Source organism: Promicromonospora sp. NPDC060204 (assembly GCF_042728455.1).
Lineage (GTDB): Bacteria > Actinomycetota > Actinomycetes > Actinomycetales > Cellulomonadaceae > Promicromonospora.
Genome location: NZ_JBHWZO010000154.1, coordinates 1 through 15,122, shown reverse-complemented (window position 1 = coordinate 15,122; position 15,122 = coordinate 1). Strand labels below are relative to the sequence as shown.

General features: G+C 70.8%; 11 protein-coding genes. 7 read left to right on the top strand and 4 right to left on the bottom strand.

What is annotated here, in order from left to right; translation table 11 throughout:
* From ACFWEJ_RS18745 to ACFWEJ_RS18735, 3 genes are all read left to right on the top strand, one after another.
* A partial coding sequence (locus ACFWEJ_RS18745) for a hypothetical protein (RefSeq protein WP_377230704.1) occupies positions 1-468 on the top strand: 468 nt, incomplete at its 5' end.
* Positions 469-577: 109 nt separating this feature from the next.
* Positions 578-4,096 carry an SIR2 family protein gene (locus ACFWEJ_RS18740; protein ID WP_377230703.1) on the top strand — a complete coding sequence of 1,173 codons (3,519 nt, stop codon included), beginning with the start codon at positions 578-580 and terminating at the stop codon, positions 4,094-4,096.
* A 563-nt stretch (positions 4,097-4,659) separates the two neighbouring features.
* Positions 4,660-4,953 carry a hypothetical protein gene (locus ACFWEJ_RS18735; protein ID WP_377230702.1) on the top strand — a complete coding sequence of 98 codons (294 nt, stop codon included), beginning with the start codon at positions 4,660-4,662 and terminating at the stop codon, positions 4,951-4,953.
* 17 nt (positions 4,954-4,970) lie between these two features.
* On the opposite strand, the gene ACFWEJ_RS18730 is transcribed toward ACFWEJ_RS18735, so the two are convergent.
* Both ACFWEJ_RS18730 and ACFWEJ_RS18725 read right to left on the bottom strand, forming a co-directional pair.
* On the bottom strand, positions 4,971-5,993 hold the full coding sequence (locus tag ACFWEJ_RS18730) for a nitronate monooxygenase (RefSeq protein ID WP_377230701.1): 1,023 nt from the start codon (positions 5,991-5,993) through the stop codon (positions 4,971-4,973).
* A 101-nt stretch (positions 5,994-6,094) separates the two neighbouring features.
* Positions 6,095-6,691 (bottom strand): MarR family winged helix-turn-helix transcriptional regulator, encoded by a 597-nt coding sequence (locus tag ACFWEJ_RS18725; protein ID WP_377230700.1) that lies wholly within the window; start codon positions 6,689-6,691, stop codon positions 6,095-6,097.
* A 180-nt stretch (positions 6,692-6,871) separates the two neighbouring features.
* Between ACFWEJ_RS18725 and ACFWEJ_RS18720 the strand changes: the two genes are divergently transcribed.
* Positions 6,872-7,780: a hypothetical protein gene (locus tag ACFWEJ_RS18720; RefSeq protein ID WP_377230699.1), complete on the top strand. Its 909-nt coding sequence runs from the start codon at positions 6,872-6,874 to the stop codon at positions 7,778-7,780.
* A gap of 28 nt (positions 7,781-7,808) precedes the next feature.
* Here the strand turns inward: ACFWEJ_RS18720 and ACFWEJ_RS18715 are convergent, their stop codons facing one another.
* Both ACFWEJ_RS18715 and ACFWEJ_RS18710 read right to left on the bottom strand, forming a co-directional pair.
* The gene (locus ACFWEJ_RS18715; protein ID WP_377230698.1) at positions 7,809-8,411 is read right to left on the bottom strand and encodes a response regulator; all 603 of its coding nucleotides are present in this window, start codon (positions 8,409-8,411) and stop codon (positions 7,809-7,811) included.
* Positions 8,412-8,434: 23 nt separating this feature from the next.
* On the bottom strand, positions 8,435-9,319 hold the full coding sequence (locus tag ACFWEJ_RS18710) for an alpha/beta fold hydrolase (protein WP_377230697.1): 885 nt from the start codon (positions 9,317-9,319) through the stop codon (positions 8,435-8,437).
* Positions 9,320-9,402: 83 nt separating this feature from the next.
* Here ACFWEJ_RS18710 and ACFWEJ_RS18705 point away from each other — a divergent pair, with 83 nt between their 5' ends.
* From ACFWEJ_RS18705 to ACFWEJ_RS18695, 3 genes are all read left to right on the top strand, one after another.
* Positions 9,403-9,867, top strand: a complete 465-nt coding sequence (locus ACFWEJ_RS18705) for a MarR family winged helix-turn-helix transcriptional regulator (RefSeq protein ID WP_377230696.1) — start codon at positions 9,403-9,405, stop codon at positions 9,865-9,867.
* Between the two features lie 117 nt (positions 9,868-9,984).
* Positions 9,985-12,765, top strand: coding sequence for an MMPL family transporter (locus tag ACFWEJ_RS18700; RefSeq protein WP_377230695.1), 2,781 nt, complete (start codon positions 9,985-9,987; stop codon positions 12,763-12,765).
* A complete protein-coding gene (locus ACFWEJ_RS18695) occupies positions 12,765-15,011 on the top strand; it encodes a YhgE/Pip family protein (RefSeq protein WP_377230694.1) in 2,247 nt (748 codons plus the stop codon). Before ACFWEJ_RS18700 ends, ACFWEJ_RS18695 begins: the two co-directional genes overlap by 1 nt.
* Positions 15,012-15,122: the final 111 nt, after the last annotated feature.

The window sequence follows — 15,122 nt, the reverse complement described above, 5'->3', positions numbered from 1 at the left end:
GCAGGGTACGTTGAGATCTCTGAGGTCTACCGGAATCTCCAAGGTCGTGGATTTGCACTTGAAGCTGTCACATTCGCACTCGCCAGCCTTGGAAAATATCGGCTCATTGAGGCCCCATTGGACGATTTTGACCCGGCTAGGTCTGATCGTGCGAGAATCACCAATGTGGGCGCCTACACGCTTGCGAATTTGCCAAGCTTGTTCACCTATAACGATGCGGTCGTTGTTGATACCCCAATTATTGACGCTTCGTACAGGCTTCGTGTGGGAGACCCTCGCTCTCTTGCGGATCGGGTATCGCGTGTTGAGATATTCCGTAATTATCTGGACTGGAGCTGGGGACAGTCGGATCTGGCGGGCCAGGGGTGGGATTGGTCGTCGGTCTCCCATGCGCTGAGCGGTGACCTCCGTCGCGTGGCCGAACGCGCTGGAGTGCCTTATCGGCCCGGGGCCTCGAACGGCGACTAGTTGTACTGACCCGGGACGTTGTGGAGCCGAGGATCTAGGGAGTCGGGCCATCTCGACAGAGTCGACGGTAGTGGTGCCTGGCCGCAACGGCGTAGTCGAGGAGTAGCACATGCACTTCGCAGGAATGAACGTCCCCGATGAGTTGGTCCAAGCTCATGCTGACGGCAGGGTGGTCTTCTTCGTTGGTGCTGGTGCTTCTAGGGGAGCGCCGACCTCGCTGCCGCTGTTCTCGGAGCTGACCTGTCGTATCGCTGACCTCGTGGGGGCAGCTCGACCGAACGAGAAGCAACTGGCGCAGCCCGACGTCTACCTTGGCGGTCTCGATGCCGACGAAGACGTCGACGTGCACGCGCATGTCGCGAGCGAGATCGCCCTGGGCCGTCGACGTAACAGGATGCACGACGCCCTCGCGAGCCTTGCCGCGGCCCCGGGAGTGATCCGGCTCGTGACAACCAACTTTGACAACTTCCTCGGCACTGCGCTGAAGGCCCAGGGGCATAAGTTCGCGATCCACAAGGCCCCGAGTATTCCACTCGGTGATGACTTCGAAGGGGTTGTTCATCTCCACGGACATGTGCACGAGCCTCGACGTTTGATCGTCACTGACGCCGATTTCGGCACCGCGTACATCACGAAAGGCTGGGCCTCAACTTTCCTCCGCGCACTATTCGCGGAGTTCACTGTCTGCTTCGTCGGTTACAGCCACGAAGACCGAATGATGGACTATTTCGCGCGGGGCTTGAGCGCTGCTGCCCAACCGCGGTTCATCTTCACTGACCGCACTGACGTCCTGCGTTGGAGAACCCTTGGTATCACACCGATCACCTACGACAAAGGTGCACACCATGTCCTTGGCAATGCTCTTGCTGACTGGGGTGCATGGTCGTCCAGCTCGCTCTTCGGCCGCGCGCAACGCATTCGGGCATTCCAGGGTGGCGCACCCCCGTCAGATCCCGACGACGCTGATTTCCTCGCCTCCGCATTGACAGACCAGTCCCTTGTGGATGAGGTGTGCGCGATAGCAAGGGGGGAGGATTGGGTCACGTGGATGGCTGCGCAGGCCCCCCTCAAGTCACTTGTCGGTAGTTCGACAATCTTGCAGCTGGATGATCAGTGTCTCGTCTCCCTAGCGCGATGGATGGCGCGAGAGGGCACCGACCCGGAATGCTGGCGTTTGGTCTACGACCTCGTGCGTGCCGGCGAACGAGTCCATTCCCGCTTGACCGAGGCCATCCTGCAGCGACTCGATGACCGCGAGGTCGACGTGGAGATACATTCCGGGTGGCTTCGTTGGGTGCTCAGTACTGACCTTGCGGGAAGCGAAGGCTGGCGAATCCACCTCGAATTCCTTTGGTCCTCAGACGTCGTGCTATCCGACCATGACACCATTCTGCTGCTCGATAAGGTTGTTGACAGTTGGTCGGCCCCAGGGGCGAATAGCTTCGGGCGTAGCCGAGGCTCGGACCTCCTGATTGAGGAGTGGCATCTGAAGGACGGAATCAACCGCAGGATGCTCGGGAAGGACGCTCGATTTCGGCGTGCGACACTTGCCTGGGCAACATCCTTCTTCGAACGAGCGCATCGGCTCGTAGCGATCGCGGACAGCTCGCTCGATACGTGGAATTTCGCGCGGTCGACGATTGACGGGGAGAACGAGCCGGGTCTGCACGATGCGGCCGATGTGCTGATCGACCTGGCCCGAGACGTGCTCGAGGCACACCGCGCCGAGGAGCCTGCGGACGCCAGCCTCTTCCGATCTATCTGGCTCATCAGCGAGGCGCCGCTGCTGCGACGAATCGCCCTGCACAGCATGCGGTTCGACCCGGGAATGCAGACTTCGGAGAAACTGGATCTACTCCTTGAGCGTGGACGGCTGTTCGACAGAGACATCCGACACGAGGCCTACATGCTTCTTTCTGACGTCGTTCCCTCGCTGGGCCCGGACGCAGTCGAGTCGCTTGTCGAGGCCGTTGTAACTCGCATCTCACACGATGACGAGCTCGCCGGCGATGAGCGGTGGGCCAGCGACGCCCGGGACTATCAGGGTTTCGTGCTGCTTGAGGGAATCTTGCGGGGATCTCCCACCACTGAGAGACCGGCCGTGTTGGGCGAGATTGCCGCACGGCATCCTGACTGGCACACGGATGGGAGTCTGGATCTTACCTCGCGTGCAATGTCGGGCTCGGAAGGCATCGAGGAGTCTTGGCCATGGCAGCCGGCCGAGTTCCACGACATGCTCGAGAAAGACGCCAGAGCTGCTCTGGGTCAGTTTGCTCAGGAGCCTCGTGTTGATGAATGGCATGGCTGGTGGGGCGCCGGCGATATGCTCACCCACACGGTCGTGCAGTGGCCTGACGACGGCGTGAGCATTTGGGGTCTGACCGACGACGCAGGGATACGAGCATCCGTTGTTGACGGGTGGTCCAAGGCGGAGCTCGATGAGGACCGACTGCAAGAGATCGGCAGGCTGATCAGCAAGGTCGACCTTGATGGGATGGCCCACAGCGTCATGCGACTGCTCTTGCCCTGGTCGAACGATGCGGAACATCGACGCCGGTGGGCCGCACGGGCCGACGGCAGGAACCTTGCACGCCGGGTCTTTCCGTACGTGGCGTCTGAGCAGTCGGGCATGAGTGGCGGCGACCTCATGTCGAGAGCGATCAACACCCCGGTGGGTCAACTCGCCGAGTACTGGGCAGGCGTGGCGATCGACGAGGCGCGCGCAGGGGTCTACCCCGGTGGCCTCCTCTCCGAGGAGGTCCGCTCGGCCCTCGAGGAATTACTTGACCGAAGCGCAGGCCGGCAATACGTCGAGGCTGTTCTGCTGCGGAATCTTCTTTTCTTCTACCGCGCGGACCCGACGTGGGCGCGCGGCCGCCTGCTGGCCCTGATCGATCCCGCGGGAGGCTCATGGGACGACCTAGAACAGGCCTGGCAGGTGGTCTTGAAGGGCCAGTGGGGTGAGGACCTGCTTGAGGCTGGCGTTCGGGACTGGATTGTGAAGTGCAGCGAGCACACGGCACCCAACTCTGCTTTAAGCCGGGATCTCCCGCGCTGGATCGCCAGCATTGCCATCAGCAGCACGATGGCCGATGCTGGCCGCCTCGACTGGCTCAGCCGCGTAGTCGCGGCGGGCGGCATCGATCTTAGAGTCAGCTGGGCCGAAGAATTCGGACGCCGATTTGCCGACTCTGATCTTGAGTCCCGGCTCACTCTTTGGAGGCGCTGGATCCGCGAGTACGTCAGGCGTCGCGTTTCTAGCGTTCCGCGAGTCCTGGCTCCCTCAGAGCTCACCGCGTTGGTCACTTTGGTGGCGGGGCTTCCTGCTGGAACGGAACTGACTGAGGGCATGAACCTTTTAAGCAAAGCACCGTGCGGACTGGCCCCCGCACCAAGAATGTCGCGTTTCCCCGTGACTGTTCAGGCTGTCGAGATCAATCCGAGTGGCTGGGCGGTGGTGCTCGCTCATCTCCTAGAATCAACAACCAAACTGGGGTTTGCCTGGGCTCGCGATCTGACTGCCATCATGGTCGTTCTCAGGGCCGATCCCGCGTCCTCGCACTCCGTGAGTAACATCGAGAATGCGTTGTTCCGGCTGGGGGTGAAGCTACCGAAAATACCAGACTAGCCAAAATGTGCTTAGTTTGACCTGGCCGGATGGCCACCACTCATGTAGCCGCGCGCGGAGGTGAGCAGGGGGACTCGGGGGTCGGCATCCTGATTGACCCGCGGAGTCCAACGATCGCCCTTGTACCCGTGGCTTTTGGGGGGGCGGACCGATAGTTGCTGCTCCTACGCCCAACGCCACTCGACCCCCGACAGAAACCCGACGGATTCAGTCGTCACTGACTGTCACCACTGGACTACAGTGGCACTCACGAGGGTGACTTCCCACCCCGCATCCATTGCGGGCCAGAGTCATCAGTGACAGACGTGCGTGGCCGCTACCTGCAGAAACGCCATCAGTGGAACGGGCGGGAGCTGGTAGGTATCCGCGGATCCAGGGGCCCGTCGTGCGGCTTAATTGCGTGCCGGCCTGGGAGCAGAGGGTCGCAGGTTCGAATCCTGTCACCCCGACCAGCGAAAACACGGTGGGGGAGTAGTTCGCTCCCCACCGTGTTCCCCACCGGGGCCCGTTCATGTCCGCACCTGGTAGGCCTGCGTCAATTACGGGTGAGGCGGTGGCACTGAGTGGCAGTACAGATCGTGCTCTGCATGGTTGCGTTCTTCGGCGCCTTTGGCCTCATCGGGAGCGCCTTCAACGGGCACTTCTGGGGTTGGGGCAAGCCTGCGGGCAGGTGGCTCGGGATCGTCTTCAACGGGACCATGATGGCTCTTACTTTCGAGCGAGTCCTGGACGAGGGCATGCTCGTCGTCTGGACGGTGTTGGTGTTCGCAGGTACGGGGCTCGGCATCGCACTAGGCGTGAGAGACCTCAAGGCCGCACGCAATCCCGCTCAGGAGCCCGCGGACCAGGCGGACTGACCGTCGACGCGCCCCGGTCACAGCCCGGCGGCCAGCCTCCGGACGACGTCGGCGGCCGGGCCCGTCGTCGCGTGCCGGTAGCCCGTGCCCGCCCACAGGTGGAGGCGGTCGGCGTCCCCGGAGGCCGCCGCCCGACGGCGTAGCTCGCGCGTGAGGTGGTGGATCGCGGGGTAACCCACGGGCGCGACAGCGTCGTGCCGATCGACGAAGCCGTTGCGCACGGCGCGCGCCGGCCGGCCGGTGAACGACCTGGTCACCACGGTGCCGCGGTCGGACGCCGCGAGCGCGGCCTGGTACGTCGCCGACGCGCCGGACTCGTCCGTGCGCAACAGCAGTGTGCCGACAGCGACGGCCTGCGCCCCGGCGGTCAGCAGCTCGCGCACGGCGTCGGGTCCGTCCACGCCGCCGGCCGCCACGAGCGGCAGGTCGACGGCGGCCGCGACGGCGCGGACCACCGACGTCGTCGGCGCGTCGGTCACCCGCCGGGCCGGGTCCCACGTGGCGCTGTGCCCGCCGGCCGCGGGGCCCTGGACCATGAGCCCGTCCACGCCGCCGTCGCGGGCGGCCGCGGCCTCGTCGGCGGTGGTCACCGAGGCGAGCACGACCGTGCCCGCCCGCCGCAAGGCGCGGATGTCCGCCGGGGCGGGCAGGTCGAACGTGAACGACACCACCGGCACCGGGTCGTCGAGCAGCAGGGCGAGCTTGTCCGGCCACCGGTCGTCGTCGTCCACCGGATCGGCGGAGAGTTCGACGCCCAGGGCGGCCGCCTCCGGGGCAAGCCGCCGGGCGTAGGCGGCGAACGCCTCGCGGTCCGGGCGCTCCGGCCCGGGGACGAAGAGGTTGACCCCGAACGGGCGCCCCCAGGCGCGTGCGGCGGCGACGTCGGCCGCGAGCCGCTCGGGCGCGAGGTACCCGCCCGGCAGGAAGGCGAACGCGCCGGTGTTCGTGGCCGCGGCGGCCAGCGCGGCCGTCGTCGCGCCGCCGGCCATCGGGGCCGCCACGATCGGCAGGTCGCTGCCCAGCAGGTTCGGGGTCGTCACAGTCGTGCTCCGTTCGGCGGGTCCGCGAGAGGCACCCTACTCGCCGGGACCCCGCGCGCCGCGCCGCCGTGGAACGAGCCGCAGACCAGCTCCCGGCAGCCTCACTCCGCGGGGTCCGAGGGCTCCCCGTTGGCCGAGGGCTCCCCGGTGATCACGGCCTCCCCGGAGCTCGCGAGGTCGTCGAGGAACTTGAGGACCACCTCCCGCTCCTCCGGCTTGAGGCGCGCGACCGCCTCGAACCGGTGGGCGTGGCTACGGCCGACGCTGCGCAGGGCGATCCGCCGGGTCTCCTCGGAGACCTCGACCGCGAGGCTGCGCCGGTCGGACGGGTGGGGGAGCCGGCGGACGTGGCCGGCGTCGGCCAGCCGGTCGAGCATCTTGGTGGTGGACGCCGACGTGATGCCCAGGTGCGCGGCGATCGCTCCCGGGGTCACGGTCTCGCCGCGGTGCTGGGCCGCGATGACGAACCGCAGGGTGCGCATGTCGGTCTCGCCGAGCTTCATGTAGCGGCGCGACGCCTCGCTCGTCCGGCGCTCGGCCTCGCGCCAGTCGCGCAGGCCCTCCAGCACGCGCACCACCTGGTCGACGTCGCGGTCGTCGAGGCCAGCACGCCGCACGATCTCCTCCTGCGGGTCCAGGACCCGGGGATCCAGCATGGACGGAGCGGGCGGCTGGGCCGGCTCGGGTTCACGAACCACGGTCGATCCCCTTTCACAAATTGCTGCCCGCACTTGAAGGTAGCCAGGCTAGGAATATTCTGCCACGAGGTGGGGTCAACTGACGCCCTCGGGCCAGCCCCTGCTCCGCGTCGGCGGGTGTGCCTATGGTCGTGTCGTAGGGGCAGCAGGCAGGTACGTCGCGAGGGGGCGGGGAGTGCCATGCGGGTGCGGAACAGCGGGCAGGCGCGCAACGGCGGAGACCGAGGGGCGGGCGTCGCGCGCCAGCTCCTGACGGTGTCGGTGGCGGCCGGCGTCGTGGTCCTGGTGGCGGGCTGCGGCATGTTCGGCCGCGGGCCGGACGGCGGGCACGACGGCGGACCGCCGCACGGCGGGATGGGCTCCGGGTCCGCCCCGGCGGGCGCGGGCCTGCCGCAGACGGACGAGCCGGCCGACCTGGACCCGGCGGACCTCACCACCGAGATCGACAACGAGTACTGGCCCATGGAACCCGGCACGCAGTGGGTCTACCGCGAGACCGACGAGAAGGGCCAGGAGCTGCGCGTCGTGGTGACCGTCACCAGCGAGACCAAGGAGATCGCCGACGGGTCCACGGCCCGCGTCGTCCGGGACACCGTGACGCGACGCGGCGAGGTGGTCGAGGACACCTTCGACTGGTACGCGCAGGACCCCGACGGCACGATCTGGTACCTCGGCGAGGACACGGCCGAGTTCGAGGACGGCAAGGTCACCACCACGGGGGGCTCCTTCGAGGCGGGCCTCGACGGCGCCCTGGCGGGCGTGATCATGCCCGCCGACCCTGCCGTCGGGATGGCGTACCGGCAGGAGTTCTACCGGGGCGAGGCGGAGGACAACGGTGCCGTGCTCAGCCTGGACGAGCAGGCCGAGGTCCCGGCGGGGCACTACGACGACGCGCTGCTGACCAAGGACACGATCACCATCGAGCCCGACGTGCTGGAGTACAAGCTCTACGCCCCCGGCGTCGGGCCGGTCCTCACGCTCGGGGTCTCCGGTGGGGGTGGCCGCGAGGAGCTGGTCGAGGTCGGCACGGTGCCGGCGGAGGTCGCGCAGGCGGCGGGCACGACGCCGCTCGGCGAGCGGTACGAGTGAGCCCGCCGCGCCGGTGCGCGGACGCCGGTCAGATCCAGCCGCGCTCCTCCGCCATCAGCACCGCCTGCTGACGGGTGTCCACGGCGAGCTTGCCCAGCACGGCGGAGACGTGGTTGCGCACAGTGCCCGGGGCGAGCGACAGGGTGCGCGCGATCTGCCGCGTGGTCTCGCCCTGCCGGCCGGCCCGCAGCACGTCCAGCTCGCGGTCCGTCAGCGGCGACCGCTCGTCGCGCAGCGCGTCGGCCGCGACCTCCGGGTCCACGTACCGCCCGCCCGCCGCGACGCGGCGGATGACGGCCGCGACCTCGTCGGCGGGGCGCGACTTGGGCAGGAAGCCGACGGCCCCCGAGGCGAGCGCCCGCCGCAGGACGCCGGGCCGGGCGTGCCGAGTGACGATCACGCAGCGCGTGGGCAGCGTGCGGTTCAGCCGCTGGGCGACCTCCACGCCGTCCAGGTGCGGCATCTCGAGGTCCAGCAGGCAGACGTCGGGCCGCAGCCGCTCGGCCTCGGCCACCGCCTCGGCCCCGTCGGCGCACTCGGCCACGACCTCGATGTCCTCCTCCAGCCGCAGCAGCGCGGCCAGGGCGGACCGGATCATCCCCTCGTCGTCGGCGAGCAGCACACGGATCATCGGGCCAGGCTACGGGCACGGCGTCAGGTGAGCTCCACGCGGGCCAGGAAGCCGAGCACTGCCGCGGCGAGCTCCGCGGGCGCCTCCAGGGCGGCGTGGTGGCCGACGCCGTCGAGCTGCGCCGTCGCGATCGGCGCCGCGGCCACCTGCGCCAGGGTGTTCGCGGTGAACGATCCGCCGCCCGCGCCGACCGCCAGCACCGGCACCCGGACCGGATGCTCCGCGGCGAGCGCCCGGAGCTCCGCGCCCTCGGTGAGCATCGAACGGTAGAGCCCGGCCGCGCCCCGCCAGGCGCCGGGGCGGGCGTAGGTGCGCGTGAACTCCGCCAGGTCCTCCTCCGTGACCGACCAGGGTGTCGCCGTCATGGCGTGGAACATCGCCGCGAGGAAGTCTTGCTCGCGCCCGGCGAGCAACAGGTCCGGTACACCCGGGGCCGCGAGGACGCCGATGTGCCAGGAGCCACCGTGCGTGACGTCCGCGAGGGCTTCGAGGCCGAAGCCGGCCAGGCCCGCCTCGACGGCGGTCAGGCTCAGCACGTCCTCCGGGTGGGTCGCGACCAGCCGCAGCGCCGTCCCACCCGCGATGTCCTGCACCGCGAGGTGGACCGGACCGAGGCCCAGGTGGGCGATCAGCCGGTGCAGGTCCTCGGCGGCGGTGGCACTGTCGTGGTCGTCGTCGGCCACGGCCGAGTCGCCGAAGCCGCGCAGGTCCACGGCGACGACGCGGTGGCCGGCCGCGAGGTGCGGGATCAGCCGGTGGAACGTCCACCAGGTCTCGGGGAAGCCGTGGACGAGCAGGATCGGCGACCCCGACGTCCCGGCGGAGACGTAGTGGAGCTGGGTGCCCGCGAGCTCGGCCACGTCGTGCACGACCCCGTCGACGGAACGTCCCGGCACGGTCTCGATCATGATGTCTCCCTTTTTGGACAACCAGGTTGTCCAGTCACATTAGACAATCAGGTTGTCGAAATCAACCCCCTTATCCTGGGCCCATGACTCGTTCGGGCGCCGACCTCGCTCTGCTGCTCCTGGGCGGTTACCGGACGCTCGTCGACGCGGTGGCCGCCGAGCTCGCCGCCGGCGGCCACGACGACGTCCGCCCTGTGCACGACTTCGCGATGCGGGCCATCGCGGACGGGGCGGACAACGCCTCGGAGCTGGGCCGCCGTCTGGCGGTCTCGAAGCAGGCCGCGGCCAAGACGATCGCCGTCCTGCTGGAGCGCGGCTACGTGCGGCGCGGCACCGACCCGCAGGACGCGCGGCGCAAGCGGATCGAGGTCACCCCGCTCGGCTGGGAGGTCATGCACCGCGGCGAGGCGATCTTCGACTCCCTCCGCGAGGACTGGGCCCGCCGGATCGGCGCGGAGGAGCTCGCGACCCTCGAACGGCAGCTCGCCGCCCTCGTGGGCGACACCCCGGTCAGCCCCGACGCCGCCGGCCGCGCCGCGCTCGACTGACCCGTACCGGCGGGCCGGCACGGCCGGCCGGGAAGCCGGCCCCGGCGCTCGACATGTCGGTTCCGCCCGGCGCTGCCAGCATGGAAGTGCACTGTCCCGGTGTGCAGGAGGTGCGTCGTGTCGTCTTTCCTCTATCGGCTCGGCCGTATGGTGGCCCGGCACCGCGGCCTGGTCGTCCTCGGATGGGTCCTGGTGCTCGTCGTGTGCGGCGCCGCGAGCGCCCTCCTGAACAAGGGCACGGACGACACCTTCACGATCCCGGGGTCGGAGTCGCAGGACGCGATGGACCACCTCGACCACGTCTTTCCGCAGGTCAGCGGCACGTCGGCGCAGCTGGTGCTGCTGGTTCCGGAGGGGCAGCAGGTCGACACGGCCGCGACCCGGCAGGCGGTGTCGGACGCCGTGGACCGGATCGGGGACGTGGCGCAGGTGGAGGTGGCGTCGGACCCGTTCGACCCGGACGTCAACGACGCCGTGTCCGACGACGGCCTGGCGGCGAACATCGGGGTGCAGCTCAAGGTGGACTCGACGCAGGTCAGCGACGCCACGCTGACCGACCTGAGCGGGATCGCCGACGATCTCGCGGGTGAGGTCGGGGACGGCGCGAAGGTCTACACGGGTGGGGACGCGTTCGCCGACCGCATCCCGGGGCTGAGCTCCACGGAGGCGGTGGGGCTGCTCATCGCGCTGGTGGTGCTGCTGCTGATGTTCCGGACGATCATCGCGGCGGTGATGCCGCTGGTGACGGCGGTGGTGGGCGTGGGCGTGTCCGTCTCCCTGGTCTACCTGGGGACCCTCTTCGTGCCGGTCTCCTCGACCGCGCCCATGCTCGCGGTGATGATCGGCCTGGCGGTGGGCATCGACTACGCGCTGTTCCTGCTGTCCCGGCACCGCGACCAGCTCGCCGAGGGCCTGTCGGTCGAGGAGTCGATCGCGCGGGCGACCGCGACGGCGGGCTCCGCGGTGCTCTTCGCGGGGCTGACGGTGCTCATCGCGCTGCTCGGCCTGTCGGTGGCGCGCATCCCGTTCCTGACGACGATGGGTGTCTCGGCGGCGCTCGGCGTGGCCGTCGCGGTCAGCGTGGCGGTGACGCTCGTGCCGGCGCTCCTCGCGTTCGCGGGGCGGCGGATGGTGCCCAGGTCCCGGCGCGGGGGCGCGGCCCCGAACCAGGAGGCGGAGGGCCGGCCGGAGGGTCGGCCGGAGGGCCAGGGCGAGCGCCCCCGACGTCGTCCCCGCCTCCGCAAGCCCCGGGTCGCCCGGCCGTGGGTCCGCTTCGTCACGCGCCGGCCGCTCGTCACGATCGCGATCGTGGTGGTCGGGCTCGGCGCCCTGGCCGTGCCCGCGGCGAACCTGCGGCTCGCGCTGCCGGACAACGGCAGCCAGGAGGCTGGCTCGCCGGCCCGCGAGACGTACGACGTGGTGGCGGAGCACTTCGGCCCCGGCTTCAACGGGCCGCTGCTGGTGACGGCGGACGTCATCCAGTCCACCGATCCGTCCAAGCTGGTCGACGACCTCGCGGACGAGATCCGCGACCTCCCCGGCGTCGCGGCGGTGCCGCTGGCCACGCCCAACGAGAAGGGCGACACGGGCATCATCTCGGTGGTCCCGACCACGGCGCCGGACGACGCGCGCACGGACGAGCTGGTCGAACGCCTCCGGGACCAGGAGCCGCACTGGCTCGCCGAGCACGACGCGCAGACGGCGGTCACGGGCCTGACCGCCGTCGGCATCGACGTCTCCGACCGGCTGGGCGCGGCGCTGGTCCCGTTCGGCCTGCTGGTGGCCGGGCTCTCGCTGGTGCTGCTGGCCATGGTGTTCCGCTCGGTCTGGGTGCCGGTCAAGGCGACCGTGGGCTACCTGCTCTCGATCGGGGCGGCGTTCGGCCTCACGTCGCTCGTGTTCCAGGAGGGGCACGGCGCCGCCCTGCTCGACGTCGCGCACGTCGGGAGCGTCGTGAGCTTTCTGCCGATCATCCTGATGGGCGTGCTGTTCGGCCTCGCGATGGACTACGAGGTCTTCCTCGTCTCGCGGATCCGCGAGCACTACGCCCACCACGGCGACGCGCACGAGGCGATCGAGGAGGGCTTCGTCTCGGCCTCCCGGGTGGTCGTCGCGGCGGCGCTCATCATGTTCGGCGTCTTCGCGGCGTTCGTGCCGGACGGCAGCGCCACCCTCAAGCCGATCGCGTTCGCCCTGGCCGTGGGCGTGTTCATCGACGCGTTCGTGGTCCGGATGACGTTCGTGCCCGCCGTGCTCGCGCTGCTCGGGGACCGGGCCTGGGGCCTGCCGCCCGCGCTCGACCGCCGGCTGCCCGTGTTCGACGCCGAGGGCGACGGCCTGCTGCACGAGCTGCGCCTGGCGGACTGGCCCGCGCCGCACAGCGACGAGGTGATCAGCGCGCAGGCCCTCAGCCTGGATGACGACCGCGGCCGCCCGGTCTACCGCGACGTCGAGCTGCACGTGCCCCGGGGCGAGGTGCTGGTGCTGCACGGGTCCGGCGCGGTGGGCAAGTCGGCCCTGCTGCTCTCGCTCGCGGGGCGCGTGACCCGCCACCGCGGCGACCTGAAGGTGCTCGGCCAGGTGCTGCCCCAGCACGTGCACGCCCTGCGGCCGCACGTCGCCGTCGTCGACGGGCGCGGCGACCTCGACCCCGCGGGCCGGGTCACCGAGGCGCTGGCCCGCGACGTCGAGCTGATCCTGGTCGACGACGCAGACCTGGTGCTGCGCTCCGAGGCCCGCGCCCGGCTGCGCGACCAGCTCGCCTTCCGCGTGACCTCCGGCGGTCTGCCCGCCACGTTCGTCCTGGCCTGCCAGGACCCCGACCGGGTGGTCGACCTGCTCCCGCTGGAGGCCACCCAGCTCTACGCCATGACCCACCGACCCGCAGAGGTCCTGTGATGACCATGTCGTTCGCCGCCTCCGCCCGGTCCCTGACGACCCGGCCCCTGACCTGGCGCACCTGGACCGCCCTGGTGGCCGTGCCGCTGCTCGTCATGGGCCTGCTCACCTGGGCCTTCTGGTCCCCGGGCACCGACCACCAGACCGCGCAGGCCGCCGTCGTGAACAACGACGAGCCCGTGACGGTGAACGGGCAGCAGGTCCCGCTCGGCCGCACGCTCGCCGGGAACCTGACCCACGACGACGACTCCGCGTACGCGTGGGTGCTCACCGACGCCTCCGACGCGCGCGACGGGCTGCGCGGTGGCACCTACGCCGCCGTCGTCACCATCCCGAAGGACTTCTCCGCCCAGGGCATGTCGGCCGCGACGGCGGACGACCCGATGGACGCCGTCCAGGCCGGGCTGCAGGTGCAGACCACCACGGCCGCCGGCGTCGCGGACCCGTACCTGGCCGGCGGCGTGGCCGACGACACCCAGGACGCCCTGAACCAGACCGTCGTGGAGTCCTACCTGGGCAACATCTACGGCAGCTTCACCACGCTGCACAAGCAGCTCGGGGACGCCTCGGACAGCGCCGGGCAGCTCGCCGACGGCACCGCCCAGCTCAGCGACGGGGCCGACGAGCTGTCCGGCGGCGTCGACCAGGTGGCCGACGGCGCCGACGAGCTGTCCGGGGGCGCCGGGGCGCTCGCCGCCGGGACCGGCCAGCTCGCGGCCGGGGCTGCGGGGCTCACCTCGGGCACGTCCGCGCTGGCCGGCGCCACCGGCGAGGTCGCCGCCGGGGCCGGGCAGGTCGCCGACGGCACGGCCGCGCTGTCCTCCGGCCTGGACGACGCCGCGCAGCGCGCAGCCCGGCTCCCTGCGGCCGCCCAGGAGCTGGCCGACGCCGCAGGTCGGGTCGCCGACGGCAACAAGCGACTCGCGGACCGGGTGGTCCCGGTCGCCAACCGGGCGATCGACGGCCTGGACCGGCTCCCCGACACCCGCGACGTCGTCGCCGAGCTGGACCGGCTCGCCGAGCGGTGCGGTTCGAGCGTCGTGGCCGACCGCGACTTCTGCCAGGCGCTGGAGCGCGCCGCCGGCCGGGCCGACTCCGCCGCGCAACGCATCGAGGACGGCAAGGCCCGGGTGCGCGCCGACGTCGAGTCCGCGCGCGACGCCGTCCAGGCGCTGCGCACCGGCTCGCGGCAGGTGGCCCGGGGCAACGCGGAGCTGGCCACGCGGTCCGCCGAGCTGGCGGCCGGGATCGCCTCGGCGGCGAGCGCTGCCGACGACCTGAATGCCGGGGCGCAGGGCGTCGCGTCGGGCGCCCGGCAGGTCGACGGCGCGGCGGGGCAGCTCGCCACGGGGGCCGCGGACCTCGACACCGGGGTGGCGCAGACGAACGCGGCGGCGCAGGAGGTCGCCGTCGGCGCGAACGGGCTGGCCACGGGCGCGGACGAGCTGGTGCCGGGCGCGGACCAGGTCGCGAGCGGCGCCCACGACGCGGACGACGGCGCGCACCAGCTCTCCTCGGGGCTGTCGGACGCCGTCGAGCAGGTGCCCACGTACACCGACGACGAGCAGGACCACCTGTCCACCGTGGCGGCAGACCCGACGACGTCGAGCACCACGTCCGCGGCGTTCGGCGTGCTGTCGATCGCGCTGTTCTCCGCGCTGGCGCTGTGGGCCCTCGCGCTGGTGACGTACCTGGCGACGCGCCCGCTGCCCGCCGGGATCCTGACGTCGCGCGAGCCGACGTGGCGGCTCACGCTGCGGGCCGCGGTGCCGGGGTCCATCGCGGCGGCGAGCGCCGCGCTCGTCATCTCCGCCGTCGCGATCCCGGTGCTGCGGCTGCACCTGTCGGCGGCGGTCGGCTTCGTGCTGGTCGCGCTGCTCTCGGCGGCCACGTTCGTGGCGCTCAACCAGGCGCTGGCCGCGATCTTCGGCCCGGCGGGGCGGCTGGCGTCGCTCGCGGTCGCGGTGCTGACGGTGGCGACGGGCGTGGTCTCGACGCTGCCGGGACCGCTGTACGCGCTCGGCGACCTGCTGCCGACGCACGGCGCGATCGTCGCGCTGCGGGCCGTGACGGCCGGCGACGCGAGCCTCGCCGGCGGCGTCGCGGCGCTGGCGGCCTGGCTGGTCGTGGGGCTGCTGGCCACGATCGTGGTGACCGACCGCCGCCGGTACGTGTCGCCGCGCCGGCTGCGGCTGGACGCCCCGGACGCCCCGGCCGCGGAGGCGCGGCCGGCCCCGGCGGCGTAGGGGCGCGGGCGCCGTCGGCGTAGGGCTGGGCGCCGTCGGCGTAGGGCCGGACGCCGTCGTCCGCGTCGCTTCCTCCCTTCCCTTTGAGGCCCTGGTTTCTTCGCTTTGAGG